20 protein-coding genes and 1 pseudogene are annotated in these 26,135 nt (G+C 63.2%); 7 read left to right on the forward strand and 14 right to left on the reverse strand.

Annotated elements, in window-relative coordinates:
- Positions 1 to 304 precede the first annotated feature (304 nt).
- The 7 genes from ACYP5B_RS26220 to ACYP5B_RS26250 all read right to left on the reverse strand — a co-directional run bounded on the left by ACYP5B_RS26220 (position 305) and on the right by ACYP5B_RS26250 (position 8,027).
- On the reverse strand, positions 305 to 1,258 hold the full coding sequence (locus ACYP5B_RS26220) for a LysR family transcriptional regulator (protein WP_400096846.1): 954 nt from the start codon (positions 1,256 to 1,258) through the stop codon (positions 305 to 307).
- Positions 1,259 to 1,303: 45 nt separating this feature from the next.
- A complete protein-coding gene (locus tag ACYP5B_RS26225) occupies positions 1,304 to 1,495 on the reverse strand; it encodes a hypothetical protein (RefSeq protein ID WP_400096847.1) in 192 nt (63 codons plus the stop codon).
- A 1-nt stretch (position 1,496) separates the two neighbouring features.
- The gene (locus tag ACYP5B_RS26230; protein ID WP_459571650.1) at positions 1,497 to 2,963 is read right to left on the reverse strand and encodes an N-acyl-D-amino-acid deacylase family protein; all 1,467 of its coding nucleotides are present in this window, start codon (positions 2,961 to 2,963) and stop codon (positions 1,497 to 1,499) included.
- 39 nt (positions 2,964 to 3,002) lie between these two features.
- The gene (locus ACYP5B_RS26235; protein WP_400096849.1) at positions 3,003 to 4,118 is read right to left on the reverse strand and encodes a DSD1 family PLP-dependent enzyme; all 1,116 of its coding nucleotides are present in this window, start codon (positions 4,116 to 4,118) and stop codon (positions 3,003 to 3,005) included.
- A gap of 11 nt (positions 4,119 to 4,129) precedes the next feature.
- A complete protein-coding gene (locus tag ACYP5B_RS26240) occupies positions 4,130 to 5,101 on the reverse strand; it encodes a Bug family tripartite tricarboxylate transporter substrate binding protein (protein ID WP_459571651.1) in 972 nt (323 codons plus the stop codon).
- A gap of 590 nt (positions 5,102 to 5,691) precedes the next feature.
- Complete coding sequence (locus tag ACYP5B_RS26245) at positions 5,692 to 6,279, reverse strand: SCO family protein (protein WP_400096851.1); 588 nt, start codon at positions 6,277 to 6,279, stop codon at positions 5,692 to 5,694.
- A gap of 47 nt (positions 6,280 to 6,326) precedes the next feature.
- Complete coding sequence (locus ACYP5B_RS26250; RefSeq protein ID WP_459571652.1) at positions 6,327 to 8,027, reverse strand: multicopper oxidase family protein; 1,701 nt, start codon at positions 8,025 to 8,027, stop codon at positions 6,327 to 6,329.
- An 805-nt stretch (positions 8,028 to 8,832) separates the two neighbouring features.
- Between ACYP5B_RS26250 and ACYP5B_RS26255 the strand changes: the two genes are divergently transcribed.
- The 4 genes and pseudogenes from ACYP5B_RS26255 (at position 8,833) to ACYP5B_RS26270 (ending at position 12,013) form a co-directional block, all read left to right on the forward strand.
- Positions 8,833 to 10,056, forward strand: coding sequence for a hypothetical protein (locus ACYP5B_RS26255; protein ID WP_459571653.1), 1,224 nt, complete (start codon positions 8,833 to 8,835; stop codon positions 10,054 to 10,056).
- 923 nt (positions 10,057 to 10,979) lie between these two features.
- Positions 10,980 to 11,168, forward strand: a pseudogene (locus tag ACYP5B_RS26260) (N-acetylmuramoyl-L-alanine amidase); the annotation flags it as partial.
- 40 nt (positions 11,169 to 11,208) lie between these two features.
- Positions 11,209 to 11,421: a hypothetical protein gene (locus ACYP5B_RS26265; protein ID WP_400094259.1), complete on the forward strand. Its 213-nt coding sequence runs from the start codon at positions 11,209 to 11,211 to the stop codon at positions 11,419 to 11,421.
- A gap of 205 nt (positions 11,422 to 11,626) precedes the next feature.
- Positions 11,627 to 12,013, forward strand: coding sequence for a COG4315 family predicted lipoprotein (locus tag ACYP5B_RS26270; protein ID WP_400094149.1), 387 nt, complete (start codon positions 11,627 to 11,629; stop codon positions 12,011 to 12,013).
- Between the two features lie 256 nt (positions 12,014 to 12,269).
- Here ACYP5B_RS26270 and ACYP5B_RS26275 read toward each other — a convergent pair whose 3' ends face one another.
- The 7 genes from ACYP5B_RS26275 to ACYP5B_RS26305 form a co-directional block, all read right to left on the reverse strand.
- Positions 12,270 to 13,202, reverse strand: a complete 933-nt coding sequence (locus ACYP5B_RS26275) for an SCO family protein (protein WP_400094150.1) — start codon at positions 13,200 to 13,202, stop codon at positions 12,270 to 12,272.
- Between the two features lie 13 nt (positions 13,203 to 13,215).
- On the reverse strand, positions 13,216 to 13,707 hold the full coding sequence (locus ACYP5B_RS26280) for a hypothetical protein (RefSeq protein ID WP_400094152.1): 492 nt from the start codon (positions 13,705 to 13,707) through the stop codon (positions 13,216 to 13,218).
- Between the two features lie 50 nt (positions 13,708 to 13,757).
- The gene (locus tag ACYP5B_RS26285; protein ID WP_400094153.1) at positions 13,758 to 15,980 is read right to left on the reverse strand and encodes a multicopper oxidase family protein; all 2,223 of its coding nucleotides are present in this window, start codon (positions 15,978 to 15,980) and stop codon (positions 13,758 to 13,760) included.
- A gap of 170 nt (positions 15,981 to 16,150) precedes the next feature.
- Positions 16,151 to 18,625 carry a PKD domain-containing protein gene (locus tag ACYP5B_RS26290; protein WP_400094155.1) on the reverse strand — a complete coding sequence of 825 codons (2,475 nt, stop codon included), beginning with the start codon at positions 18,623 to 18,625 and terminating at the stop codon, positions 16,151 to 16,153.
- A gap of 47 nt (positions 18,626 to 18,672) precedes the next feature.
- Positions 18,673 to 20,787: a cytochrome-c peroxidase gene (locus ACYP5B_RS26295; RefSeq protein ID WP_400094157.1), complete on the reverse strand. Its 2,115-nt coding sequence runs from the start codon at positions 20,785 to 20,787 to the stop codon at positions 18,673 to 18,675.
- 125 nt (positions 20,788 to 20,912) lie between these two features.
- A complete protein-coding gene (locus tag ACYP5B_RS26300) occupies positions 20,913 to 23,411 on the reverse strand; it encodes a PKD domain-containing protein (RefSeq protein ID WP_400094158.1) in 2,499 nt (832 codons plus the stop codon).
- A gap of 356 nt (positions 23,412 to 23,767) precedes the next feature.
- A complete protein-coding gene (locus ACYP5B_RS26305) occupies positions 23,768 to 23,944 on the reverse strand; it encodes a hypothetical protein (protein ID WP_400094159.1) in 177 nt (58 codons plus the stop codon).
- Between ACYP5B_RS26305 and ACYP5B_RS26310 the strand changes: the two genes are divergently transcribed.
- From ACYP5B_RS26310 to gspG, 3 genes are all read left to right on the forward strand, one after another.
- Complete coding sequence (locus ACYP5B_RS26310; protein WP_459571655.1) at positions 23,943 to 24,410, forward strand: hypothetical protein; 468 nt, start codon at positions 23,943 to 23,945, stop codon at positions 24,408 to 24,410. The two genes, ACYP5B_RS26305 and ACYP5B_RS26310, sit on opposite strands and share 2 nt — an antisense overlap.
- Positions 24,411 to 24,947: 537 nt before the next feature.
- On the forward strand, positions 24,948 to 25,646 hold the full coding sequence (locus ACYP5B_RS26315; protein WP_459571656.1) for a lytic transglycosylase domain-containing protein: 699 nt from the start codon (positions 24,948 to 24,950) through the stop codon (positions 25,644 to 25,646).
- Positions 25,643 to 26,065 (forward strand): type II secretion system major pseudopilin GspG, encoded by a 423-nt coding sequence (gene gspG / locus ACYP5B_RS26320; RefSeq protein WP_400094164.1) that lies wholly within the window; start codon positions 25,643 to 25,645, stop codon positions 26,063 to 26,065. Before ACYP5B_RS26315 ends, gspG begins: the two co-directional genes overlap by 4 nt.
- Positions 26,066 to 26,135 lie beyond the last annotated feature (70 nt).

Genomic DNA, 26,135 nt, shown 5'->3' on the forward strand with positions numbered 1-26,135 from the left:
TGTCGTGTTCCTGATCAAAAAGAAGGGCGCCCCCATCCTGACCCCGGTGAAGTAGCCGAGTCGTTCACGCAGGCACCGGCAACGCCGGTGCACCTTCCTGCGGGTAGGAATGGCTCCGCCGCAGTGTTCTTGCCGCGCGCCCTGTTTTCCAGAGGCGATCCGCCGGTCCGCACGCGACCGAGGGCGGCTCTCTGCCATTCGACGCAAGACGTGAGCAGGATCATGAGCATGTCGACAACGAATCCCTCGCGCCGCGATCTGCTGATCGCCGCATCGCCGGGCCATCGCCTGGGTAAGTGGCTCACTATCCTCTTGAGGGAAGACCTGATCTTAGCCCCCGCTTTGGGGCGCTCTCCCGCCACGGCGGCTGGGGTTTGAAGCGTGACTGCAGGAAGGAGAGGAACAGCTTGACCCGCGCCGACAAGCGCGCGCGGCTCGCGATCAGCGCCACAACGTCCGCATCCGGTAAGACCCAGTCGGGAAGCAGACGCACAAGGCGGCCGGAGGCCAGGCTTTCGGCCACGTCCCATTCCGACCGCAAGATCACGCCCTTGCCCTCGAGCGCCCATTGTCGGGCGACCTCGCCGTCGTTGGTGCTCAGGATCGCAGGCACGCGCACGGCGGCTTCAGTGCGCAGCTTGCGAAAGCGCCAAAGGGTCACGTCCTCATGGTTCTCGCGCAGCACGATGCAGTCGTGTCGCGCCAGGTCCTTGGGTTCATGCGGCGCGGGGCGGCGCGCGAGATAGCGCGGGGATGCGCAGAGCAGCCGCGAGTTCGGGGCGATCGGGTAAGCGACCATGCTCGAATCCGGCAGGCTGCCGATATGGACGATCAGGTCGAACCGATTGGCCTCTGCCGCGGACACGACGTCGCTGAGCGTCAACGACACCATCAGCTTGGGATGCTGTGTGTGGAAGTCAGCGATGGCCCCCGCCAGGTAGTGCCGGCCGAAGCCGAGCGGGCCGCAGACATGCAGCGTGCCAGCCACGTCACCCGAGCGCTCGCGCACCGTGTCAACCAGGGCATCCAGGTCCGCCAGCAGCGCGACGGCGCCGGCATGGAACAACTCGCCCTCCTCGGTCAGGCTGAAGCGCCGTGTGCTGCGGTGGGCCAGCTGGGTGCCGAGGTTCAACTCCAGCTGCTGTAGCCGCTGCGATACCGCCGAAGGTGTCACGTCCAGCCGGCGCGCCGCCTCCGCCAGGGAGCCGCTCTCGGTGATGGTGACAAAAAAGCGCAAGTCGTTGATGTCATGTGGCATGGCCCGAATGTTACGCCCGTCCCCCCCGCATCGTCGACTCCCGCGTTAGCACTCGGCCATGCTGCCGCAGCCGCGCTCCTCATACGGCGCGTCGCATCTAAGCACTTGTTCGTCTTGAAATGGGCGGAAGGAAACGCCCAACTGCCGCACGCGGTTGCGCATGCGTTCGATGTTGAGATTCATCCGCGCCTCGTCGAGCAGCAACGCGGGCGTTTCCAGTTGTTCCACCATTGGCATGTCAGCTCTGCGCTTCCTGCGGCTCGCGCGCCAGCACCCGCCCTGGCCGCGCGCCGGTCGACCGCCCGCCTTGCCAGACGAGGGCGCCGTTGACGATGACCGTATCGATACCATGCGCCGGAGCCATCGGCGCCTCGTAGGTGGCGGCCGCGTCGATGGTGTCGGCGTCGAACAGGGCCAGGTCGGCGAACGCGCCTTCCTTGAGCACGCCGCGGTCCTTCAGGCCGAAATTCTCCGCGGTGAGACCGGTCATCTTGCGCACGGCAGTCTCCAGGGGGAACAAGCCGAGGGTCCGGCCGTAGTGGCCCAGCACGCGGGGGAAACTCCCCCACAGACGCGGATGCGGAGATGCGTCGTGCGGCAGGCCGTCCGAGCCGATCATGACTTTGTCGTGCTTCAGGATGCGCTGCACGTCGGCTTCGTCCAGCCGAAAGTAAATCCCGCCCGCGGGGCTTAGGCGGCGGATCGCTTCGTCCTGGTCCACGCCCAGCTTTCGGGCGATGGCGTCTAGATCCTGCCCGGCGAATTCCGGGAGCGCCTTCGACCAGCTCACGATGACGCGAGTCGAACTGGCCGCGCGGTCTGCCGACAGGACCGTGGAGCCGGCGGTGTAGGGATAGCAGTCGATGCAGATCGGCTGAGTCGCCATGTTCCGCTCAATGAAGGACAGCGCTTCCTGCGACCGGCCCTTGTTCCTTTCGCCGACCACCTTGAGGTGCGAGATCACCACCGGCACGCCGACCTCGCGGCCAATGCGGAAGGTTTCCTCCAGCGAATCGATCACCCGGTCCGCCTCATCACGCATATGGGTGCAGTACACGCCGCCGAAAGCCGTGAGCGGGCCGCAGACGTCGATCACCTCCTCGGTCGGTGCCGCGACCGAGGGCTCGTAGAACAGGCCGGTCGAGACACCGATGGCGCCGGCTTCCAGCGCTTCGTACACCAGGCTGCGCATCTGCTCGATCTGCGCCCGCGATGCCGGCTGCTCCAGATCATCCACGGTCGCTACGCGCAGCGTGGTGTGACCCACCAGCAAGGCGCAGTTGGTGGCCGCGGGCTTGCCGCGCAGCGCCGCGATGTAGGAGGCAAATGTGGGGAAAGCGAACCAGTCGCCCTTCTCGTCGAGCAGGTTTAGTGGCGGCGTGACCGGCTGCGGGATCGGCCGTGGCATCGGCGCGAGCGAGATGCCGCAGTTGCCCGCGATTACCGTGGTGATGCCCTGGCTGACCTTGGGCGCCATGTCGGGGCTGGACAGCATCAGGCGGTCGTCGTGTGTGTGGGCGTCGATGAAGCCCGGGGCCGCGATGCGGCCTTTGAGGTCGATCTCCAACTCGCCGCGCGCGCTCCACAAATCGCCGATGCGGGCGATGCGGTCGCCGCGGATGCCGATGTCACCCGCGTAACGCGGCGCACCCGTGCCGTCCACGATGCTCGCGTTGCGGATCAGCAGATCAAATTTTTCGTGCATGGGACTTCCTAAAGAAACTTCCGTGGCGCACACCGGCGCTCACAACAGCGCGCCGCGCGCGGCAACCGGCCAAAGGGCCTCCACTCTGTCGCCGCGCACGCACACCAGTTCGTCGTAGAGATTGACGGTCGGGTCGCAGTGGCCCGGCACCAGCATCAGCGCTTCGCCCAGCGACACTGCGGCCGCATCGCCGGTGGCCAGGACGCCATGTTCGTCGGCGGCCTTCACATAGCGCAGGTCGGGCCGCTGCCAGACGGCGGGCATGCCCGAATCCACGCTCGACGCCTTCAGGCCGGCATCCACGATCGCGCGCTGCGGAGTCGCCCGGCTCATGACGGTCGTGCGCACGAACAATGCGTGCTCGAAAGGCACATCGCCCTCGCCGCGTTCGTTGTCGCCGTAGTCGCGGTCCAGGAATATATAGGAGCCTGCCTGGAGCTCGTTGAAGACGCCGCTGTCGCGTTCATGCAAGAAAGTGCCGGTGCCGGCGCCCGTGACACGCTCAACCGCGATACCGCAGGCCTCGATGGCGTCGCGCGTCATGCGCGCCGCCTCGATGGCCTCTTTGATAGACGCGGTGCGTTGCTGCGGCGACCGCAAATGCTGGGCGGGACCGTGGTAGCACTGCAGCCCGGCGAAGCGCAGTCCCGCGCTGCCTGTGATCTGCCGGGCCAGCTGCGCCGCCTCGTCGCCCGGCGCCACACCGCAGCGGTTGGCGCCGACGTTGACCTCGACGTAGACGTCGAGCGTGACGGCATGCGCCTGCGCGGCGGCGGCCAGCGCCTGCACCTGCCGCGGATGATCGGCCAGCACGCCGATACGCGCCTTGCGTGCGAGCAGAGCCAGGCGGCGCAGCTTGGCGTCGCCGATCACCTGGTTGGTGACCAGAATGTCGCCAATGCCCGCTTCCACGAACACGGCTGCCTCGCTGACCTTCTGGCAGCAGATGCCCACCGCGCCCAGCGCGACCTGCCGCAAGGCGATCTCCGGGCACTTATGGCTCTTGGCGTGGGCTCGCAGGCGCACGTTGCTGCCGCGCAATGCGTCAGCCATGCGCTTCAGATTGCGCTCGAACGCATCCAGGTCGAGCACGAGCGCGGGTGTGTCGATGGCAACGACGGGATCGCCAGGTTGGGCAGCTTTCCAGGGACTCATGGGGATTTCCTTCAATCGATCTTGGCGCCGGAGAACTTCACGATCTTGGCCCACTTGAGCGTCTCGCGGCGGGAGAGATCCAGGAACTCCTCGGGAGTGCCAGGCGCGATTTCCGCCCCCAGCAACTTGAATCGCTCTCGCACGGCGGGGCTCTCCAGCGCGATGCGGATCTCGCGGTTGAGGCGGGTGACGATATCTTTGGGCATGTGGGCTGGGCCGATGATTCCGCCCCACGCCGACACCTCGAATCCGGGCACGCCGGATTCGGCAATCGTGGGAAGGTCCGGATACGCAGCCGAGCGCTGCGCCGATGAGATGCCGAGCGCCCGCACCTTGCCCGTCTGGGCCATCGGCGCGGAAACCGGCGTGTTGATCATCATGAGCTGGATGCCACCGCCGATCAGGTCCGTGATGGCCGAGGTCGCCGCGCGGTAGGGCACATGCAGCATGTTGACGCCGGTCATCGCCTTGAAGAGTTCGACGCCCAGGTGCGCCGTGGTGCCGTTGCCATCCGATCCGAAGGCCAGCTTGCCCGGGTTCTTTTTCGCATAGGCGATCAGTTCGGGAACGGTCCTGACGGGCACGCTGTTGTTGACGATCATCATGTTGGACAGGCGCAGCGTGTTCGCGATCAGTGTCAGGTCCTTCTCGACGTCATATGGTACCGAGGGCAGCAGCGACTTGTTGGTCGCTAGCGAGACGATATTGCCGTAGGCCAGCGTGTAGCCGTCGGGTGCGGACTTCACCAGGTCCATGGTGCCGATCACGTAGGAGCCACCGGGCTTGTTGTCGATCACGATGGGCACGCCCAATTGCTGTGCCAGCTGTGGACCGAGGGCCCGCATCAACGCGTCCGGAGCACCGCCGGGAGCCGACGGCACGATCAGGCGGATCGGCTTGTCGGGATAGGCCGCGACGGCTGGCGCCGCGGCGACGGCCATGACGGCAAGGACGAAAATGGGGGGCAACAGGCGTCTAAACATGGCACTGGGTTCCTTTTGGCGGTAGAGCCGCCGGCTACCACACGCTTGCGACTTGCGTGTGAGCGAACGGTAAGCCTTCGCACTCAAAACAGAAACTAGCCCCAGCTACATTCAGTATTCAGCCGCGCTTACGAATAGCCGGTGTCGCAGCGTGCTAACTTCGGGATTCTTGGAGAAGCGGGACACCCCTGCCCTACGCTGCCGAAGGCGTCGCCCAAAACTGGAAACTATCTTCAATTGGTGAGTGCCGCGGACTTCGGGCCCAGGCCGCCGAACGGCTGGTGCGAGCGTGGCCATCCATGGCAGCACCCAGAGCATATGCACTTACTGAGCGAGGTCGTTGGGGTAGCTTTGATTTCGGTGCAATGTGCGACGGTTCGCAAGCCCAGCAGCAGCGCGGTCGGTGCCTCGTAAGCTGTTGATTAATAGAGGATTTCTGTTGGGTCATCATCAACCGCAAACGGCGTCATTGGGAGCTCGATTTCCCCAGGTCGCAGTGCAGCCGATGCTCCTTCGGATGCTCGAGCAGGCTGCCGCCGGCGCCGTGCACGATGCACTTCGGCTTGCCGGTAGTGATCAGCAAGGTGAAATTACACACTCAAAATGGTACTCACGATCTGTCGCGGTGAGCTGAGCGCGGGCATCATGCACCAGTGATCATGCGGCTCGTCGCCAATGCGCAACAAGCCGGTGTGTTGCCCCACATCGGCATCCACCTTTGGGTCCAGGTCGTAGAATCCCAGCTTGCGCCGAATGATTTCAGTGTCTTGCGGCTCGCCCCGCAAGAAGGTCCAGCCCGGCTTGACACCAAACTGCCTGGCATACGCCCTCAATACCAGCGGCGTGTCAAACTCCGGCCGCAGCGTGATCGAATACATGAAGATGTCGCGACCAACGCGCTTGCCCAAGGCCTCTTGCACGCGCACCAGGTTGGCCGTCATAGTGGGACAAAGTCCTTCGCCGCATTCAGTCAGCAGCATATTGATAACGACCAGCTTGCCCTTGATCAGATCATCGTAAAACCGCACCTTGCGACCGTCGTGCGTGTCGAGAATCGCGTTGGGAAAATAGCCTACGCGCTGGCCCGCGGCCCCCTGAGACTGAGGTGGGGCGGCGGCAAACACTGGGCTCAATGCGCCCGCGCCCAGGCCGCTGAGTACAAGACGTCTAGTTGTCATGATGGCATCTCCGCGTATCGGCCAGGGCCGCCCAACCTAGACCCAGTTTAGGGAACAATGTCAAAGCGCGACATCATCGCGTGGTCTTCGTGGATCAAGTTATGGCAGTGCGCCGGGTATTTGCCGAAGAAGTCTCTAAACCGAAAAAGCACGCGTAGTTCTTCGCCGGGGCCCACCACGAACATGTCCTTGCGTCCCCGCTCGTGCGGCGGCGGCGGCTTGCCATTGCGCGACAGGATCCGTCCTTCCTCAAGATGAAGATGGAATGGATGCGACCAATCCCCATTTGATTGCATCACCCAGATCTCAGCGGTGCCCTGTTTGGGAGATGCGCTCGGCCGCTCGGGGTCGAAAATTTCACCGTTAATGGTCCATTGCCCGTTGGATCGATCGAGTCTGACCGTTCTGGTCTTGACCACCTCCGCAAGATTGACAGGAGGCAAATCGCGCAGCTTTGCCGGCACAAGGCTCGTGTCCGGGCTGGCCGGCTCGCGCTCGACATCGAAACGCAGGATTTGCGTACCCGGTAACAGGATATTGCCGGTTGGTCCCCTGCCATTGACTTGCTCCAGGCGGTTGACTAGAAATAATTGACTGCCCAGCGGATACCGGGAAAAATCGATCACAATGTCCGCGCGCTCGGCCACGCTTAACCTGACTTTCTTCATGCTCAACGGCGCCGGCAGCAGATTGCCGTCGTTCGCAATATACGTGAATGCCTGGTCAGCTCCGTTGTAGCTTAAATAGAATTCATAGAAGCGTGATGGCCCGCCATCGAGCAGGCGGAAGCGATACTTGCGGCGTTCCACCGAGAAGAATGGCTGCACTTTGCCGTTGACGCAAAATTTGTCCCCCAGGATGCCATCGCTATTAAATTGGTCGAAAAACAAGAAACCGCTGGAATCGAATTGCTTGTCCTGGAACACCAGCGGGATGTCATATACGCCCACGCCGCTGGGCAAGCGTAGTGCGTTCGGGCTGGTGTCATGTTCATTGCCGGAATCGATGTCATCAAACAGCAGATAAAAGCCGGTCAAGCCTTTGTACACATTTTGCGCGGTAAAATCGATCCGGTGATCGTGATACCACAACGTGCCTAAGGCTTCGCGCGGATCACCGCCCGCGTATATATTCGGGTAATGGTGGTCTTTGTAGCGGCCTGGATTCGTCAGGAAACCTCTGGGGTCAACTTTTGCCGCACTGTACCAGTCGCCGGGGAAACCATCGCTTTCGGACGCGGTATGCCCATTATGGAGATGGGTGGAGATCTCCGGCATGCCGAATCCGACATGGTTCAATGGCAAGTCGTTGTAGATGCGCACCAGCGCTGGCTCGCCGTAGCGGGCCACGAACGTGGGGCCAGGGAGCTTGCCGTCATAGCCCCAGATAGGTTGCGTCGGCAACTCCGGGTGGAACGAATGCAGTTCTTCTCGCACGTGCAATGCGTAGAATTTCTTAGGCAAGAATTCGTCCCATCGCTGATGCGCCACGCGTCCGACCTCGCCCACACCGGGGTTGATGCCTGGTGCCGGATCAAGTGCCGCCACCGACTTGGGAGGAGACACCGGCAACGAGACGACAAAAGGGGTCGTCGGTGGGCTGCGCGGGAGATCGGACGATCCGCCGTCTTTTGCAACTGATGAACCTGGTTGCGCGCAGAGCAGTCCCGCGCCTGTTGTGGCAACGCCCAATTTCACCAGTCGGCGACGACCCGTGTCCGAGGGCATTCCGCCAGGGACCTTGGACATAGCCCGTTCCTCCCCGCCATCGTTGATGTTTCGCACTGCCGCTCCACCCCGGCAGCGTTGTTGCTTTAATGAAGGTCCGGCCGCTCCTGGGTACACCGGGGCCATCGACTCCTCGGCCTATTTACCCTCGGCCTATTTACCCTCGGCCTATTTACCCTCGGCCTATTTACCCTCGGCCTATTTACCCTCGGCCTATTCACCTGACCATCGGCACGATTCATCAACCGAATAGGCCCTTATAGCTGTGCCCCGACACCTAATCATTTGTTGAATGTTCGCGCCTTGTCCATCCTTCTGATAGATGAGGAATGTATGCGAACATTGCCGGCACCTGCGGAAAGCTTTCGTCGGTGGTTGAACGTCTGTTGTCCAGGGACGTGCTAGCTCATGGAAATCCGCTGTCGTCGCTGACCACGACGATCTTCTCACGGATCTGTGCTTCCGCACGGACCCGCACAGCTTCGGATCGATGATTCAATGCAAACAGAAGTCATATGAACCCATTTCTCATACATCCGTCAGGAGGATGGCGCAGGCAAAGACAATCAATAAATGATTGGGTGTCGGCGAGCGCTATAGGGAACTTCTCGGCTATTGATGAATAGTGCCGATTGCCTGAAGGCGGCACGCTGACGTCGGGGCGGCAGGACGTCTATTAAAACAACAACGCTATCTGCGAGTGCTGGCGGTGCCCGGCGCAAAGGATGGTGCGGGGAGAATTGCGATGCCTTGCGAAGCGGCAAGACGGCTTGCTTCAGGCCGCCTGTCACTACGGCTAGCCATTGTCTCGAAAAGGAGGAGTCCCATGTTCAATTCCAGAGTCGTGTCACGGTCCAAATACGGCCGCGGGCAAATCCTCAAACTCGGGGTCGACCGCGCGGGCGCGGGTTTCGACGTCAGGCTGCTGGTCTGCTTGTTTCCGTGCTTGCCGGAAGCCGCGCACGCGCACATTAAGTGGTTCGCCAATGTCGATTTGCACAATACGCCCAGGTCGCCGTTTGCTGTAATGGACTCCTCGCCCTTTCTCGCGCTTGCGACAGCGGCCGTTGTCGTGATGGCAGCGGTCGCGTTAATCGACGCGTGGCTGGCACCCGGCAGGACTTCTGGCAAGTTCCCCGCGGCACTGATTGATCTCGACATCGGTGACAAGGCAACGACCATCATGCGCCTGGGAATGGCGGCGTTCCTTGTTGCCATTGTCTGGTTCTTCAGGGAGACGCCGGTCGTCCTTACACCCGAACTGAAGGCGAACGCATGGTGGCTTGCGCCCTTGCAACTTGGCATTGCGGTGGCCGCTGCAAGCGGCCGGTCCGCGCTTGCAGGGCTCGGCATTGCCTTGCTCTACGGCTACGCCGTCGCGACATTCGGCGTGTTTCATCTGCTCGACTATCCGATTTTCATCGGCATTTCCGTTCTTCTGTGCGCGACGAAAGCCGATGCGGGCCGGCGGCAAGCCGCGCTCAATGCGCTGCGGATCGCTACCTCGCTCACCCTGATGTGGGGCGGTGTCGAAAAATGGCTGTATCCAGAATGGACATTTCCCCTGTTATGCGGCAGCGGGCGCGCCTTGCTGATGGGATTCAGCCCGGACTTCTTTATGCAAAGCGCCGGATTCGTCGAATTCTGTGCCGCGTTTGCGGTCCTGGCGGGCGGCGTCGCCGCACGGATCGCCGCTGTCTTCCTGATTTCCATTTTTGCCGCTGCGATTCCGCTGTTCGGTATGGTGGATGCCGTCGGCCACGCGCCGTTCCTGCTGGCCCTTGCCGTGTTGGCCTTGACTCCGAACCCGCTGGCCTTGCATCGTGGGCACCCTGGCAATGCGTGGCGCAACGCGCGCCGTTGGACAGTGGTTTTTACCGGCACGATCTGTAGCTTACCGGCGATTTACTACAGTGGCCATCGGATCGCCTACGGCCCCATCAATGCCAGCGTGCTGGAAGCGCTAGGCGTCGTTGCGCTGTTCGCGGCGCTCGCATCGCTCCGCCTTGCGGGGGAGAAAATCCACAACCTGATTTTTGATGAGATTTGAAGGGGTAAGCGGAACTGCCGAGCCACTGTTCCACCTCAGACGCTTCGACTTCCGCGAAGTCCTGTCCATCCACACCCGGCGCGCCCTTGTTGGCGCGGCATTGGGCATAGGCGTGAACCAGAATGTCGTCGCGGCTGATCTTGTCGTATAGGGCGTAGAAGCAGCAACCGGCTTCTGCCTTCGCTTTCGCGTGTAACGCCATCTGCGGCTTCTGAACACTGATAGGAGTTGACAGGTTGCCTAACCTCCAGTCCCTCACTACGTCTTGCGTTTGTCTTGAACTGAGGCCCCTTCCCTCCACCGGCATTACCCGGCTTCCCCGGTACTACGATCCTCTCCGCCACCCCACGACGTCCGGCCTGTCCCTCACGGGGTCCGGTTGATCATCCCTGACGACCGCCAAGGGGCTTCCCGTGTGCGCGCGCTTTCCTTAGGGGCACGCAGCTGCTTGGCGGAGGTCAGGCGTTTGATTCACCACAGCGAAGTACGCGACGAGCTCTCCGTCGCCCATCGGCTGCGGATCCTTGATGAAAATAGACTGATCACAATTTCAAGTTCTTTTCAGTTCTTCTTCGCATCCCGGACCGTAGCAGTGGATGCCTTACCATCCACGCCATGATTTCGCGGGTGAGCTGGCAATTCGCTCTCAGCTATTTTCCCGGTATTCGCGGGGTTAATGCATGAACATTCTGGCTCCGAACTCCCGGGGCTATCTCTGCATGCAGCTCGCTCACCGTTTTTACAAACAATCGAGCATCGTTGATCATAATTGGTGTTTGTTGCGTAACAAGCCGGCTGCGCCCATGTGTTACCAGACCATGCCGCGACGAGAACTATGCAGACGTATTGGAGGCGGATTTTCATTGCAGGCGCCTTTCTAAGCTGTTGCGTTTATCGAGTCTAGGCCATCGCGATAGAAGTGTGTGACAAGCTCGTGCAAATCCCCACAGCCGAACGGTGCTCCAGCTCGTCACTCTGTAACGACAGCCGCGCGCAGCGCACGACGGCCGAGCCAGCGCAATGCCCGCAACCAGCCCGTTCACGTCAGCGCGCACTATGTAGTGTGGCGCGACGGTGAGTTGGTACAGATGGTTCGCAACAACGACGTCGCCTGGCATGCCAATGTGCTCAATGGCTACAGCATCGGGATCGATGCATGTCGCCAACACGCGCGGCCTCCTGCCCACCGAAGAGGAATACCGCGGGTCGGCGGCACTGTTGGTCTGGCTGTGCGGTCAGCACGGCCAGACCAACGATCGCACCAACATTCTCGGCCATGCCGAGCCCGACCCGCACACCAGCCACCGCGATGTCCTCGTCGTCAGACAACTGGCAAAACTGTCGGGCAAGGCGTGGATGCGCTGACCGAAGCTCCAAGTGGCGCTGGTTACCCTCGCCGAAAGCCTGGCGACGGGCCGCCGCTGGTTCCGGACGCCTGTAAAAACAGAGTCTTAAAATTTTAACGCTTCCGTGGAATAAACCATGGAATTGTCGCGTTTACGTTGGTATCAGCGTTGACTCCGTCGGCGACCCGCGCCAGCGCTGTCATGACCCGGACGGAACTACTGCCATGAACCGTGCATTTTTGTTTGCCTTGCGTATTGGCGCGCCGTTCATCCTGTCGGTGATGGCGGCAGTCGCGGCGGTTAGGGCCCAGCCGAGTTACAGCGGCGGCATCCTCGTCAACGCCGACGGGATGACGCTGTATGTGTTTGATCGTGACGTGGCGGGCAGCGGCAGGAGCGCCTGGCGTGGACAGGGCACCAACCTTTGGTTGCCGGCCCGGGCCAAACCAGAAGTCACGGCGGTTGAGCCGTTCTCTATTCTGGAACGCGAAGACGGCACCAGACAGTGGGCCTACAAGGGGAAGCCGCTCTATCTCTACGCGGGCGACCGCAGGCCGGGCGAGCGCTCCGGGGACAATTTCAAGAACATATGGCACATCGTCAGGAACTGAGCACCGACGGCGCCCTGCGCCGGTCTGCGTAGTCACGGCTCCTACTTCTTCCCTCTTGCTGGGCGCGGAGAGGGCAGGCGCTCGCCGTACCAAATGCACTCAAAGAGCGCGCGCCTTGGTACAGCGACTGGAGCAGATTGCGTTCATGGTGGTCCGCTTCGATTGCACCACAACAACGTCGCCATATCGCAGGAGGCTCTACCCGCGGCAGGTAACCGGTTCGGGCGCGGCACCCCGCCGCCCCGAAACCAGCGTATCAAGGCACGGATGCTCTCACCGCGCCATTTACTTTATTCTGCAATTCTAGGTAACCGAGCAGCGCGGCCACATCGTCACCGCCCAGCCCCAAGTTGGGCATGCGGATCTGCTTGTACTGCTGGAACAGGCGGGCAGCAGTCGGGTCCCCCTCGGCGCGCACCTTGTCCGGTTCGGTCACATACCGGGTCAGCCAGCGCCGGTCGCGGCGCGTGGTAACGCCCTGCAAGTCAGGTCCCAGCCGGTCGCCGTGGCCAACCGTATGGCAGGCCGAACAGCGGCTCTGGAACAGAAACTCTCCGCGGCCCACCAACAGCGGCCTCGCCTGCGCGTAGTCGGTTGTTGGCTTTGCATTGCCCCAACCCAGGAAATTGGTGATCGCAGTGGCAAGGAACTGTGGGTTGTCTATAGCAGAATGCCGCATCCACTGCCCCGCCGGCACATTGCCGACCATCAGCGTTGCACTATGGCCATCCTTCGTCTCCGGGTCATTGGCGCGTGAGAGGCCCAGCTTGCGCGCGATCAGCCGGATATCTTCGTCTTTGCCGGACAGGAACAACCAGCCGGGGCCGACACCGAACTTCTTCGCATAGGACTTCAATTCGGCCGGTGTATCCCAGGGATCGATGGCGATGGAGTAGAAGTAGATGTCGCGCCCCATCCGGTCGCCGAACATCTTCTGCACCTGCACCAGCTTGGCGGTTTCGAGCGGGCACACGTTCGCGCAGCTTGAGTACACGAGGTTGATGGCGACCGCCTTGCCCTTTAGCAAATCGTCATAGAAGCGGACCGTCTTGCCATCCTGGGTTTTCAGCAGGACATTGGGGAAGTAGTCGGCGCCCCATGGGGTTTCGGCGTGCACGGGGGCGGCGGCAGTCAGCGCCGTCGCCCCCAGCGCCGCTGCCAGACGGCGCCAGTACCGGCTTATCGACATATTGCTCACCTCATCAGTTGGAACGCTCCGGGCGATCGGTGCCGACGGCCATGGTCTTCGACGTCTTCCCGGTTGCGTACAGCTTGAATGACGCCGTGGCCGATCGGGCCGACAGCGGTTCGCCATCCGGGTAGTACGGAAAACTGACCTCAATCGTTTCGGCCGTGTTCAGCCTGCGCTGCAGGCCGGTGGGACTGTCCACCCGATAGGCGGTCCCGCTCTCCTCGCCCCGGGCGGTGACCGCGGAAAAATCGAATGCGATCTCCGCTACCGGCGGCGCCTGTGGCGCGGTGATGACCGTGGTCTCGATCACCACCATGCCCGAGAACACGATGCTCTCCTGATCCCCCTGCATCTTCCCCGCCACCGGCAAGGCGGCGGAGTAGGTGGGCGGGTCGGCCGCGGCCGGCCCGCTGGTGCCACCCAGCAGGCCCGCGACACCCAGCCACAGCGCAAGGGTACCGGCTCGCAGCAGCGGCGGCCGGTGTCCATGCTGGTTCCTCATGATTCGCTCCGTTTCAGTTTGCGTTGTTTGCTGCCGGGCTCCCGCGAGCCCTATAGCGCGGTCTTCAGGACTTCAACCGGGTCCTGGAAGGTCACGCCCTGCGGTGTCGGGATGGGCGTGGGCAGGGGGCGCAGGAACGGCTTGCCGGAATCGTCGATTTCCCAGCGCAGCAGCATGGCGTTGTCCTCGTGCACGGTGTTATGGCAATGCTCCATAAACATCCCGCCCCAGTCGCGGAACTGCATCGTGATCTTCAGACTGCCGCTCGGGTGCAAGCGGTAGACGTCCTTGCGTCCCTGCTCCCAGGCGGGCACCTTCTGGGCGCTGCCATCGCGCTGGAGAATCTGTCCTTCCTCGAAATGGATGTGCAGCGGATGGTCCCAGCCGCCGCCGCCATTGACCAGGTTCCAGATCTCCCGGGTGCCCGCCCTGGGCGCGGCGGAAACCCGCCCATAGTCGGCGTTCAGCATCTCGCCGCCATCGGTGCGGATGCCCCATGGACCGAAGAAGCCCGATACCGACTTGCCCGTGGTCTGCTTGCCTCCATCGCCCAGGAGGAAGGTACGCTCGCGCGCCACCGGAATCTTGGACAGGTCGGGATTCGGAATCAGGGTCGCCGGCACGCGGCTGACATCGGGCACCGGCGGATCCCGCATCACGCGGAACTCGAGAATCGGTCCGACGCAAGTATCCTTCGACTTGCCAGACAACGCTTCTCCCAGTGTCATGTCATGCGCCACGCGCTTGCCGTCGTCGTGCTCGGCGAGGTTGACCAGCTGCACCCGCGCCCCATTGGTGTAGCGGGAGAAGTCGATCACGATGTCGTAGCGTTCGGCGATCCCCATCTCGTCGAGCTGGGACAGCACCACCGGCCGCGGCAACAGGTTGCCGTCGTTGCCGATCTGGATCATGGGCGAGCTGTCGCTCAGCATCAGCTTGAAAAAGCGCGATACCGAGGCGTTGAGGATGCGGAAGCGATACTTGCGCCGCTCCACTTCGAAGTACGGCTTGAACACCGCGTTGACCGTTATCTGGTCGCCAAGGAAGCCATCGAGGTTGAAGATGTCGAACTGCATCTGGCCGTCGCGATCCCATGCCTTGTCGCACAGCATCAGGTTGACGTCGTAGTCGAGATTGCCCCAGTCCTTGGATCGCCCGCTCGGCAGCCGCAGGTTCACGCCGTCGTTGATGGCCTCGTTGCCGCGGTCCAGCGCGCTGTAAATGTTCATCATCGCCGCTATCCCCTTGTACACATTCTGCGACGTGAAGCTGAACATATGGTCATGGAACCAGTGCGTGCTCATGGTTTCATGCCAGTCGCCGGGAATTTTGGTAATGCCGCCGTTGCCGTCCGGGGTACCCGCGCGCGGGTCGCTGGCCGTGGTGTTCATGCTGCGGAACCCGGCAAGCACCAGCGGCCAGTGATAGTCGTAGAACTGGCCCGGGAAGAAGAATGCCCCGGTGAAACCATCGTTTTCCGCGCCGTGATGTCCGTTGTGCTCGTGCGTCGAGATGGTGTGGATACCGAAGCCGCCGTTCTCGGTGCGATCGTAGGACAGCTTATTGTGGTGACGGAACAGGATGGGCTCGCCGTAGCGAGCCAGGACCAGCTTGGGCGGGAAGGTACCGTTGAAGGTCCAGAACTTGGTGGATTGCTGGTCCGGCATGCCATGCTGGAAGCAGGTCTGCACCTGCTGGGCCGGATCGATGCCGCAGTTCAGGCGCGAGTCCACGTCCGGGCGATAGAGCAGATTGTGCGAGATGCCGCGCTGCTCGACCTCATAGGCCACTTGTGGCGGGAACAAGTCCCAGCCCTGATGTGCCCAGATGGGGCCCGGCGGGCGCCCTTCGATCGGCCCCAGGCCCCCACCCAGTGCGGACGGCACCGCCTGCATCGTCGTGTTGGCCTCGTGCGTTGGCGTAGGACTCAGGGCCGATACCGGCTTACGCGGCAGCACGTCCATGCGCGGCATGGGCTGCGTGAATGGCACGACCCCAAACAGCGGGCTCGCCGGAATGCCCGTGCTGCTGGCGCTGCTGGTTCCGCCGCTGCCGCTGCCACTGCCGCCCTTGCCCCAGGCCGGTCCGACAAACGGGTTCAGCCCGTGCTTGCTTGCCACCATGCCTGTTACGGTCACGAGACCCCATTTCAGCAGTTCGCGGCGCGAGACCTTCCCGTGCGACAGCGCCTCGACGATCTCCAGCCGGTTCTTCCGTGCATTTTCCGCTTTGCGGACTTCGTCCGCCGGTGCGTCTTTCGGTAGATACAACATGTTGTTTTACCCCCATCTATCGTTTTGATCCCTTCTCCAGCAGGGCCTCCCCGTGCAAGCTTTGCTACTTCTCTTCACCCGCCCGGTAAGACGGAACTCGATGTCTTCCGGTCGTGGTTTCCGGGGGCGGCCTGGCATCCGCCCCCGGGGCTACTTGCGCGCAGCGCCTTTCAGCGGATGCGCGTGAGCTGTGTCGGCGGGCTGCTGCCACCCAGGTTCGACTTCACCACCAGGCCCTCGCCCGGGCCTGGCTGCGGCGCGCCAACCAGCGCCAGCGTGTAGTTCCCGCCGCCGTTGTTGGTCATGGTGTTGCCCAGGGTGGCGGGATCGAACAACCGGCCGCTGGTGGTGCGGTATGGCTGCAGGGTCAAGACCACTTTGGGGCTGACGACCGACGAGACCGCGGTCACGTCCAGCCGTTGCTTCGCGATGCGGTAATCGGCGACGGTGATGGTGTCGGTGTCCGGTGCCGGCGTGAAGGTGACGATGGCCGTGACTGGTGCCGACTTCGCGTTGCTGACCGTATCGGTGGCGATGACGGTGAAGCCAAGCACGTCGTTGGCGGTCTGGCCCACAGGCAAGGCGTGGCTCACCGTCATGCTCGCGCTGCCGCTGGGCTGGTTGAACGGCTGCGGGGGGCCGCTGGTCTGCGTCCAGCTATAGCTGAGCTTGTGGGCACCTGTGCCCACCGCGGTGAGGACCACCGTCGATCCGGACGGCACCGTCAGCGGCGCGACCGGGTTGACGAACGGCACCGCCGCCTGCGCGGGCGTGACGGTGACCGTCATGGCCGAGGTCGCCTTCTGGCCATCGCAGCCGACCACGTCGAGCGCGAACAGCAAGGTGTTGGTGGCCGTCACCGTCGGTGCGTTGAAGGTCGGGTTGAGTACTGTGGCCGACGGTGCCAGGGCGATGCCCTTGGGCGGTGTCCATTGATAGCTCAGCGAGCCCGAACCGCTGGCGGTGCCATTCAACTGCACCTTGGTCGCGCCCGACTGCACCGTGATGTTGGCGCCGGCACTGGCTTGGGGCGGCGTGCACGAGCTCGGCTGGCTCGAACCTGGCCAGGGCTTGAGCGGCCCCGCCACCACGCCGCTGGACGAGCTGTAGCCGCCCTTGGCCAGAAACGGTATGGTGGCGAAACTGATCGGGGGCGGCGTCACGCCGGGGAAGCTCTCCTGGAACAGGTATTCCAGGATCGGGGCGTGGTACTGGCCGGGCACCAGGCCATTCTTCAGCGGCGTGGCGCTTGCGGGCGTCCAAGCCCCTTCGATGACAGCGCGCACTTCGCGCGTGGCCGGCAGGAAGGTGTTCTCTTCCAGCGGGCCGAAGCAGAAGTTGAATGTGGCCACCAGCCCCGTGCAGGGCGGCCGGAAGCGCCAGCGGCCCTTGACTGTGCCGGTCGGCGCGCCGGGATCGACGCCGACGATGCCCCAGTCACGGTCGGTGGTGGTACCGTCGGGCGCCACGTCGACGCCATACAGGTGGATATTGCGGCTGGGGTCGGTGGTGAAGCCCTCGAAGCGGGTCCGCACCACCGCCTCCATGTTGGCCGGCACGATGATGCCGCCATTGCCCAGGATCGTCACGTCGATCGCGACATAGGCGGGATCGGTAAACGGCGCGGTGAAGATGCCGAGATTGGCAATGAGCGTATGGGCGGAAACGTAGGTCGAATCGGTGGTGGTGTAGGGACCTTGCACGCCGCGATCGCTCACCAGCGTGCCCGAGTAGGTGACGTGGTCACCGACCTCGAACGGCGCCATGATGCGCGGGTCCGGCAACTGCCCCGCGGCCAGCGACGCGGGATCGGGCATGGTGAAGTTGCTGGCGAACTGGCCGCTGACATCCTTTGGCCGGTTGCCTTGCGGGCAAGCGTCGTCGTCAGCCTGGCGGCTCGCATCGACGCGCGGCACGCACATCGGGTAGCCCGTGACGCTGCGGATGGTCGGGTTGTCGGCATCGATGGTGAAGCGCCGGTCGGGCGACGTGGCGCGCCCGAAGCGGCCACCGGGATCGTTGACCCGCACGCGAACGCCGGGCTTGCTGGCATCCAGGACGTTCTGCGGGACGCCGCTGCCGTCGCGCACCAGCCGGCCGCCGACCCGCATTTCGCCACTCGCATAGTCGATATAGTTGATGAAGCCGGTGCCGCTGTTGAGGGACTGCTGCGAAATGTAGACCAGGCCCGCAATATAGACATCGCCCACCTGGTTGCCGATCACATGCGCCTCGTAGCTGCTGATCGGCGCTGGCGAATCGGCCAGCGCCATCCCGGTGGCAACGTTCGTGTACGGCGCCGGGGCCTGGGTAAACAGCTCCTTCCACGTCAGGGAGTTGGCAGGGAGGATCACGATGGTGCTGGACGGGATCACGATGGTATGGCCATTGACCCGCATCTTGCCGCCGCACAGCGCGTCGCCGCACGCGTCCAGCGTTGCCTCCTGGATATAGCCAAGGACATCGAACTGCGCGTCTACGCCCGGCGCGGGCGCCTGTGCCAGCGCCGGCGGCGTCACGAGCAAGGACACGGACAGCAGAGCCCACTGGAAAAGAGCGCGCCATGCGCGGCCGGGTACCCCTGCCGCGCCAGATTGCCCGGCGCGCTTCACGGCGCCGGTGATTGCTTGGTGTAGAGCTGACATGCTGTGGCCTCCCTGTTTGCCATTCAGCTGTTCATTGCGTTCGCGGCTCAGTGCGCGAACGGGCTCAATTCGAGGAACGTCTGCAACCCAGTGCGCGTGCCTTCGGCACCCACTTCGCGCTGGCACTGCATCAGGTCGATGGCGGAACCCTTGCGGCCGTCCTGCGCCACCGCCTTGGACCCGCCCTGATGGCCGCTCGGTATGCAGATCGACGGGTGATCGAATGGCGCGCGGCTGAACCGGACCCGGTCATCCGACAACGACAGCAGGAAGGCCACCAGGTCCTGCTTTTCGCTCTCGGTCATTCCAATCGGTCCGACATGGAAGTCGAAGTTGTCGCGATTGGCATAGCTGAAGTCGCCGCCGCGGTTGTAGAAGTCGACCACCTGCATCAGCGTCGACTTGCCGCCGTTGTGGAAGTACGGCCCCGTGAACTCGACATTGCGCAGGCCGGGCGTCTTGAAGGCGCCGTCCGCGACAATGCGCTGTCCCTGGGGGAAGGGGCTGCCGCCAAAACCGTTGCCAAGCAGCGCGCTCTTCCCAAGCTGCGCCATGCGCGTTTCCGACAGCGGGTTGCCATAGGCGTCGTTGCCGCCGAGGCCGATGTCCTCGTGGGTCGGCCGCACGCCGATGTTGTAGAAGCCGGTGTCGTAGATGCCGACTGCGCCATCGCCCATGGTCATTCGTTCCACCCGCTGGTTCTGCACATTGTTGAAGGCAGCATTGGTGGTTTCCGGGCCGCCATGGCAGCTGATGCAGCGGCCCCGATCCTGGAACAGCATGAGCCCGCGCATCTGCTGCGCCGTCAGCGCGGTGCGGTCCCCTTCGGCGAAACGGTCGAACGGCGTGTCGTCGGCAACCAGCGTGGCTTCGTACATCTGGATGGCGATGCCGAAGAACAGCGCGAAGTTGGCCTCCATCTGGTTGGTGACCAGGTTGCGGCGTATCCGTTTGAAGTCGAACTCGAAGTCGATGTCATCTTTGCGGCGCTGTTTCAGCAAGTCCATCGACTTGAAATTTAGCGCATGGGAACCGGGCAGGTTGAGCGTTGCCATTGACGCCCAGTACTCCGGCCGGAACGCCTTCTTCACCAGCTCCGCGTAGGTGGGCGCGCGCACGGCAAACGCCCCGAGCACGCTGTCGCGCGGCGAGATGGTCTGGTCGGCCAGAAGGCGCTCTTTCAGCAGCTTTTGTCCCAGGTCGATAAAGGCGCGCCCCTGGCAACTCATTTCGGTTCCGCTCATCGGCGGGCCCGACGCCTGCGATGCCAGCGACGACGATGACAGCGACACCGACACGTTGCGCATGACGCCCTTGTCGAATTTCCACACCAGCGGCTGGGTGTTGCGCATGCCGAAGGGGTCGCCGCCGTTGAACACGTTGTTGGCCCGGCCGTCCCAGAAGTTGCGGAAATTGAATACGGCATTGATGGCGCTCGGGGTGTTGCGCGGGGGGACGCGCCGCGTGTTGACGCCGTTGATGTCAAAGCCGGTACCGCCGTGCAGGACGGAATCCGTGACGTTGGTGCAATCGTCGGTCTTGCCGTTCCCACGGACGCCGTCGAACTTCGCCGTGAAGACGCCCTGCGACGACACAACGTCATTGATGTCGGAAATGATGGTGCCCGCGTCGTCGATGTCCGCGTGACGCGTCAGCGGGAAATCCGCCGCGCGCAGCGTATAGTTGGGGCCGGCTTGCGAGCCGCCGATCTGGAAGGTCTGGTCGTTTGCCAGCAGCCCCGGGTTGATCTGGTTGGTGATGCGGTGGTCGGCACCGGCATGGAAGTGGCAACTGGCACAGGCCATGCGGTTGTCGCTGCCGACGCGGGTCTCCCAGAACAGGGCCTTGCCAAGCTGTATGGCCGCGTTCTTGTCGCGCACGAACTCGGCCAGCTCCTGGTCGGTCGGCCCCGGCACCGCTACTTTCTTCAGGGATCCCAGCGGCCGTTGCACCGGGAAAATCTGCGGTGAAGACTGGGCATGCAACAGATGCATGCCGGCCAGCGGCAGTCCAAGCACCGCGCCGGCAAGACCCAGCACGACCCAGCGCACAGTGCGGCTTGCCCGCCCTCGCCAGGAACAGTCGTTGTGATGCGCCTCGATCGCGGCTTGCGCCGGTTCTCGCGACGATACCTCCCCTATACCATTGCTGGTCTGGTCCATAACCCCTTCTCCCCGTGTACGCTCGGTGTCCGCTTATCGGCAGCGAACCTTGGCGCAATTCTTATGTCCCCGGGCAGGTCCCCGGGATGCGTCTTGCGCGCATCCCGGGGCGTGCCCTCACCTGCTTAGCGTATGCGCGTCAGTGCGGTCGGTGCGCTGGTTCCTCCTATGCTGGATTTCACGGTCAGCGGCGTTGCCGGCGGTGACGCGGGTTGCGGTGCCCCGACCAGGACCAGCGTGTAGGTCCCACCGCCGGTATTGGCCAGCGTGGCGCCGAGTGCGCTGGGGTCGAACGTCGCGCCCGAGGTCGTCTTGTACGGTTGCAGTGTCAAGACGAGGTTCGGGTTGACGATGGACGACGTGACCGTCAGGTCGACGCGCTGTTTCGCCGTACGGTACTCAGCAAGCGTGATGGTGACCGCATCCGGCTGCGGCGCCACCGTCACCGTGACACTGACCGGCTGCGATACCTGCCCGCCGTCGTTAGCCGTCACGGTAAAGGTCAGCACATCGCTGGTTATCTGCCCCAACGGTATCGCACGCGTGAACTTGATGGACGCGCTGCCTGGAGGCTGCTGCGAGAACGCCTGCGCGGGACCAGCCGTCTGCGTCCACGTGTAGGTCGTGGCAGCCGAACCGCTGCTGGTCGCAGTCAGCGTGACGGGCGTGCCGGAGGTGACCTTCACCGGTGCGATCGGGTTGATCACAGGGACCGGATGGCTGGGCGGCAGCACCGTCACGGTGACGGTCGACGTGGCAGTCTGGCTCTTGCAACCAGTGACCGTCAGGCGGAACACCATCGTCTGGGCGGAACCACCGCTTGGAATCACCGGCGCGTTGAAGGTCGGGTTCGGCGACGTCGGGTTGGTGATCACCGTGGTCGACGGCGACACCGCAGTCCACGCGTAGGTGAACGGCCCGGTACCTGTTGCGCTTCCCGTCAGCGGCACCGACGTCGCGCCGGAGGCGACACTGAAGTCGGCGCCGGCGTTGGCGGTCGGGGCCGTGCAGGACCCCGGCGCCTGCGCGCCAGGCCATGGGTTGAGCTGGCCCGCGAGGGTACCGGCGGAGGACGTGTACCCCCCCTGTGCCAGGAAGGGAATCGTATCGAAGTTGTTGGGCGGCGGTGGCGTGCCGGGTGTGTTCTCCGGGAAGATGTACTCCAGGATCGGAGCGTGATACTGCCCTGCCATCAGGCCGTTCGCACCACCGGTAGCCGCCTGCAGGGTCGCGGGCGTCCATGCCCCCTCGATCACCGCGCGGACTTCGCGCGTCACCGGTATGAAGTTGCCTCCGGAAGGGGGCGTGCAGGCCTTGACGCTAGCCACGGTGGCCGTACACGGTGGCCGGAAGCGCCAGCGCCCCTTGACCGGGCCCGTCGGTGGGCCCGGGTCGACAGCGATCGTGCCCCAGTCGCGATCGCTGGTGGTGCCGTCGGGGTTGACGTCAATCCCATAGAGATGGATGTTGCGGCTCGGGTCGGTGGTCATGCCCTCGAAGCGGGTGCGAATGGCGGCTTCGCCCGCGCCGATCACGGTCAGGCCACCGGTGCCGAGGATGGTGACTTCCACCGCAACATAGGCCGGGTTGGTGCCGGGGGCGGTATAGATAGCCACATTATTGGTGATCGTGTGCGCGGACACATAGGTGCCGGCGCTGCCCGCCGGGTACGAGCCGCTGGTACCGCTGTCCGTGACCAGCGTACCGGCATAGGTGACGTAGTCGCCCACCTCGAACGGCGCCATGATGCGAGGATCGGGCAGTTGCCCGGCGGCCAGCGTGGCGGGTGCCGGCATGGTGAACGCGCTCACGAAGTTCCCGGTGCCATCCTTCGGCCGGTTGCCCTGCGGGCACAAAGCGTCGGGGATCACGGTCAAATCGTTCGGATTGGTCCGTGGCAGGCACATCGGGAAACCGGAGGTGCTGCGGATCGTCGGATTGTCTGGATCGAGCGTGAAGCGCTGATCCGGTGTTGCCACGCGGCCGAACCTACCGATCGGATCATTGATGCGCACGCGCGTGCCCGGGTTATTGCCATCGAGCACGTTCTGCGGCACGCCGGTCGTCAGGTCAACATTCAGCTTGCCGCCGATGTACATTGTGCCGTCGGCATAGTCGATATAGTTGATGTAGCCCGCGCCCGAGTTAAGCTCCTGCTGCGACAGGTATATCAGTCCGGCGATATAGGTATCGCCGACCCGGTTACCGATCACGTGGGCCTCGTAGGTGGTCAGCGGCGGCGGGCTATCCGTCAGCGCCATGCCAGTCGCAATGCCGGTGTACGGCGCCGGAGCCTGATCGAACAGCTCCTTCCAGGTCAGCGCATTCGCCGGCAGGATCACGATGGTCTGGTCCGGCACCACCACGACATGACCGTTGACCTTGAGCTTGCCGCCAGTGATGGCGGTAGCGTTTGGACCATTCAGCGTGGCCTCCTGCAGGAAGCCGGCAATGTCGAATTGCGACGCCGCGCCCGGCGGCGGCAACTGCGCCAGCGCCTGGCCATGCCAGCACAGTTGCAGCAAGAGCAGCGCCACAGCCAGCAATGCACGCAACGGCTCAAGGCTGCGCGCGGCCCATGTTGACCGACACGCGGCACCTCCGCCGCGGTGCCGTGTCGTCATACCCACTTCGTTCCACATGATTCCCCCCTCCCCTCACCATGATCCAGAGCGTGCTGGGTCCGCCGTCGCGCGGCGCTTCCCATCGCTCGCGGTTGCTTCCGCTGCCTGCCGTCTGTCCACCAAAGCGCTGAAACGGGCCGGCGCCTGCCATGCCATGCAGGCGCGTGGCGTCGTTGCCAAACGCGCGGCAACTCCGCTATGCTGAGCGTTGGCCTTTGCGCACTGGCATGCTCCGCTCCGCATTTCCCGTTTCAATGTTTCAGCAAGCTAGGCTGGTAGCCTTCGTGTCCGACATAGAGCTCCTCCAATCCGAATGACAAAGTTGCACGCGGGCTGTTTCACAACACTGCTTGCCGCTAATTCATGCTCAGCACCAGGTGCGCGATCTGGTGCGGTGCCGTCAGCGCGGGCATCATGCACCAGCGGTCGAGCCGCTCGTTGCCGATGCTGAGCATGCCGGTATGGCGCGCCAGGCTGGCGTCTTCCGCCGGATCGGTGTAGTAGAATCCCCGCCGGCGGCGAACCAGCTCCATGTCCGCGCGCCTGCCGGTCACGAAGGTCCAGTCCGGCTTTCAGCTCGGCTGCGGAAGGCGTGCCGGGCAGCTCGCGCAATGTGGCCGGCACCCGGATTGCATCCGGCACCCTGGGATGGGACTTGACGTCAAAGCGCAGGATCTGGGTTCCCGGCGACAGCAGCTTGTCGGTCGGGCCGCGGCCGTCGGTCTGCTCCAGCCGGTTGACCAGGACGATAAATGGCCTGGTGTAAGGGCTTCCGCGCGAATCGCCGCCATCCTTGGCGTGGGCCGGTCTTGTGACCAGTTCCTCTCCAAGCAAAGTGGTTCCCGAGCCGGCCACGCCGAGCTTGAAGGAATGCCTGCGATTCTCCCCTTTGGTTTTCTTATTACCCACGTTTTTCATTCTTTTTTCCCGTCTTATTTAACGACCCATGCATTTCGACTGGACGGCCGGATCCCAGCCGACCTGCAGCTTTCTTCATAATCGAAAACAATTTAGAGAGCGGGCATCAATGCTGCCGCTACGATGGGCGACTTCGGGCTGCGCTCATAGTCTCTCCGACTGGCGCAGCCATGACGCGCATGCGGGGGCCCGCGCTGGCTCCAGACGGCACAATTGGCGAGCACTTAAATGTCTGATGCATTTGCATCACCTCCCATGGTTTACCCGAGGCTATCTTCGCGACGCTACCAGGCACTCCCTGTATGTGCCCGGATGGCATCCCTAGCCTTGCCGGCTAACCGTTTTTTGTTTTTTAGATCGCCAGAGCCATCGACTCTGATTGACCGAAGCTTTCGCAGACCTTTCACTGACGCCTAATCATTTGTTGATTGCGTTCAACGGCACCATAGGTCAAATGGATGAGTAATGTCTTTACATTGATCCAGCGGGCGTCGGGTGCCCGCGCAATCCGTAGTCCTGGCGCGAATTAGCCGAAATGCACTTATCAATAGCTAATGAAATACATGGACATTCAACCGAGAGGATGAGTCGCACGTTCTTTTCTTTTCAAATACCTCCGTGCTAGTCTTTCTCCATGGCGGGGGAGCGGGCATGAAGCCAATAATAAGAATTCTCATTTTCTTATCAACGGGACTGACTGGCATCAGCCTTTGCGATCTTGCGTGGAGCGCGGACATCTATCGTTCGGAAGGACCGGATGGTGAAGTCCGTTTCGCAAGCCAGCCGCTTGACAAGAGCTATCGCCTTTTCCTGCGCGGAGATGCGCCGCGTCTCGCGGCATTGCCCACAAAAAAAGTGGCGTCCGGCCCGGCTTACCGCGCCGGCGATACGCGCGACATCCGCGATCGGCAACTCGCACCGCTAGTCGAGCAACTGTCGCAGAAGCACGCCGTCGACGTGGCCCTGGTCAGGGCGATCATCGACGTCGAATCCGGGGGAAATCCCGCCGCCATATCGGTCAAGGGCGCCACGGGTGCCATGCAACTGATGCCGTCCACCGCCGCGATGTATGGCGTCACCGAACTCACCGATCCGGTGCAGAACATCGACGCAGGCATCCGCCACCTTAAGTACCTGCTGGCGCGGCATGACGGCAATGTCGCACTTGCGCTTGCCGCCTACAACGCCGGCGAGGGCGCCGTGGCCAGGCATGCCGGACGCATTCCGCCCTACCGCGAAACCATGCTGTATGTGCCGGCCGTGCTGGCCCGCATGCAGTCCAACCGCAACCAGTCCAAGCCGGGAGCCGCGCCATGAAGACCTCGCTGACCCGAAGCCGCGCCGCCGGCTTTACCTTGCTCGAACTGCTGATCGTGGTGGTCATCATCGGCTTGCTGGCCGCTTATGTCGGGCCCAAGTACTTCTCGCAGCTCGGCAAGTCCGAGCGCACCATGGCGAAGGCGCAGATAGATGCGCTGGAAAAGGCCCTCGATGCCTACCGGCTCGACGTCGGGCGCTATCCGAGCACCGAGGAGGGACTCATCGCCCTGGTGACCAAGCCGGGTGGCGGCGTCCAGTGGAACGGGCCATACCTGAAGAAGGACGTGCCGTTCGATCCCTGGGGCCACCCCTATCAGTATCGGTCGCCCGGGGCCACTAGCGAAGTGGAAATCCGCTCGTATGGAAAAGACGGGCAAGCGGGCGGTACCGGCGACGCCGCCGACATTACGAACTAGAGCATCGCGGCGAGCCAGCCCGTTGCAGCGAGCCATGCGCAAGGGGGCTTCCGTAAAACAAACAGAAAGC

This window comes from Cupriavidus sp. 8B (genome assembly GCF_054589115.1).

Bases quoted from the DNA above. Each gene is read 5' to 3' on its own strand.
- ACYP5B_RS26220 (WP_400096846.1), bottom strand. From the start codon at position 1,258: ATGCCACATGACATCAACGACTTGCGCTTTTTTGTCACCATCACCGAG.
- ACYP5B_RS26225 (WP_400096847.1), bottom strand. From the start codon at position 1,495: ATGCCAATGGTGGAACAACTGGAAACGCCCGCGTTGCTGCTCGACGAG.
- ACYP5B_RS26230 (WP_459571650.1), bottom strand. From the start codon at position 2,963: ATGCACGAAAAATTTGATCTGCTGATCCGCAACGCGAGCATCGTGGAC.
- ACYP5B_RS26235 (WP_400096849.1), bottom strand. From the start codon at position 4,118: ATGAGTCCCTGGAAAGCTGCCCAACCTGGCGATCCCGTCGTTGCCATC.
- ACYP5B_RS26240 (WP_459571651.1), bottom strand. From the start codon at position 5,101: ATGTTTAGACGCCTGTTGCCCCCCATTTTCGTCCTTGCCGTCATGGCC.
- ACYP5B_RS26245 (WP_400096851.1), bottom strand. From the start codon at position 6,279: ATGACAACTAGACGTCTTGTACTCAGCGGCCTGGGCGCGGGCGCATTG.
- ACYP5B_RS26250 (WP_459571652.1), bottom strand. From the start codon at position 8,027: ATGTCCAAGGTCCCTGGCGGAATGCCCTCGGACACGGGTCGTCGCCGA.
- ACYP5B_RS26255 (WP_459571653.1), top strand. From the start codon at position 8,833: ATGTTCAATTCCAGAGTCGTGTCACGGTCCAAATACGGCCGCGGGCAA.
- ACYP5B_RS26265 (WP_400094259.1), top strand. From the start codon at position 11,209: ATGCATGTCGCCAACACGCGCGGCCTCCTGCCCACCGAAGAGGAATAC.
- ACYP5B_RS26270 (WP_400094149.1), top strand. From the start codon at position 11,627: ATGAACCGTGCATTTTTGTTTGCCTTGCGTATTGGCGCGCCGTTCATC.
- ACYP5B_RS26275 (WP_400094150.1), bottom strand. From the start codon at position 13,202: ATGTCGATAAGCCGGTACTGGCGCCGTCTGGCAGCGGCGCTGGGGGCG.
- ACYP5B_RS26280 (WP_400094152.1), bottom strand. From the start codon at position 13,707: ATGAGGAACCAGCATGGACACCGGCCGCCGCTGCTGCGAGCCGGTACC.
- ACYP5B_RS26285 (WP_400094153.1), bottom strand. From the start codon at position 15,980: ATGTTGTATCTACCGAAAGACGCACCGGCGGACGAAGTCCGCAAAGCG.
- ACYP5B_RS26290 (WP_400094155.1), bottom strand. From the start codon at position 18,625: ATGTCAGCTCTACACCAAGCAATCACCGGCGCCGTGAAGCGCGCCGGG.
- ACYP5B_RS26295 (WP_400094157.1), bottom strand. From the start codon at position 20,787: ATGGACCAGACCAGCAATGGTATAGGGGAGGTATCGTCGCGAGAACCG.
- ACYP5B_RS26300 (WP_400094158.1), bottom strand. From the start codon at position 23,411: ATGACGACACGGCACCGCGGCGGAGGTGCCGCGTGTCGGTCAACATGG.
- ACYP5B_RS26310 (WP_459571655.1), top strand. From the start codon at position 23,943: ATGTCCGCGCGCCTGCCGGTCACGAAGGTCCAGTCCGGCTTTCAGCTC.
- ACYP5B_RS26305 (WP_400094159.1), bottom strand. From the start codon at position 23,944: ATGGAGCTGGTTCGCCGCCGGCGGGGATTCTACTACACCGATCCGGCG.
- gspG (WP_400094164.1), top strand. From the start codon at position 25,643: ATGAAGACCTCGCTGACCCGAAGCCGCGCCGCCGGCTTTACCTTGCTC.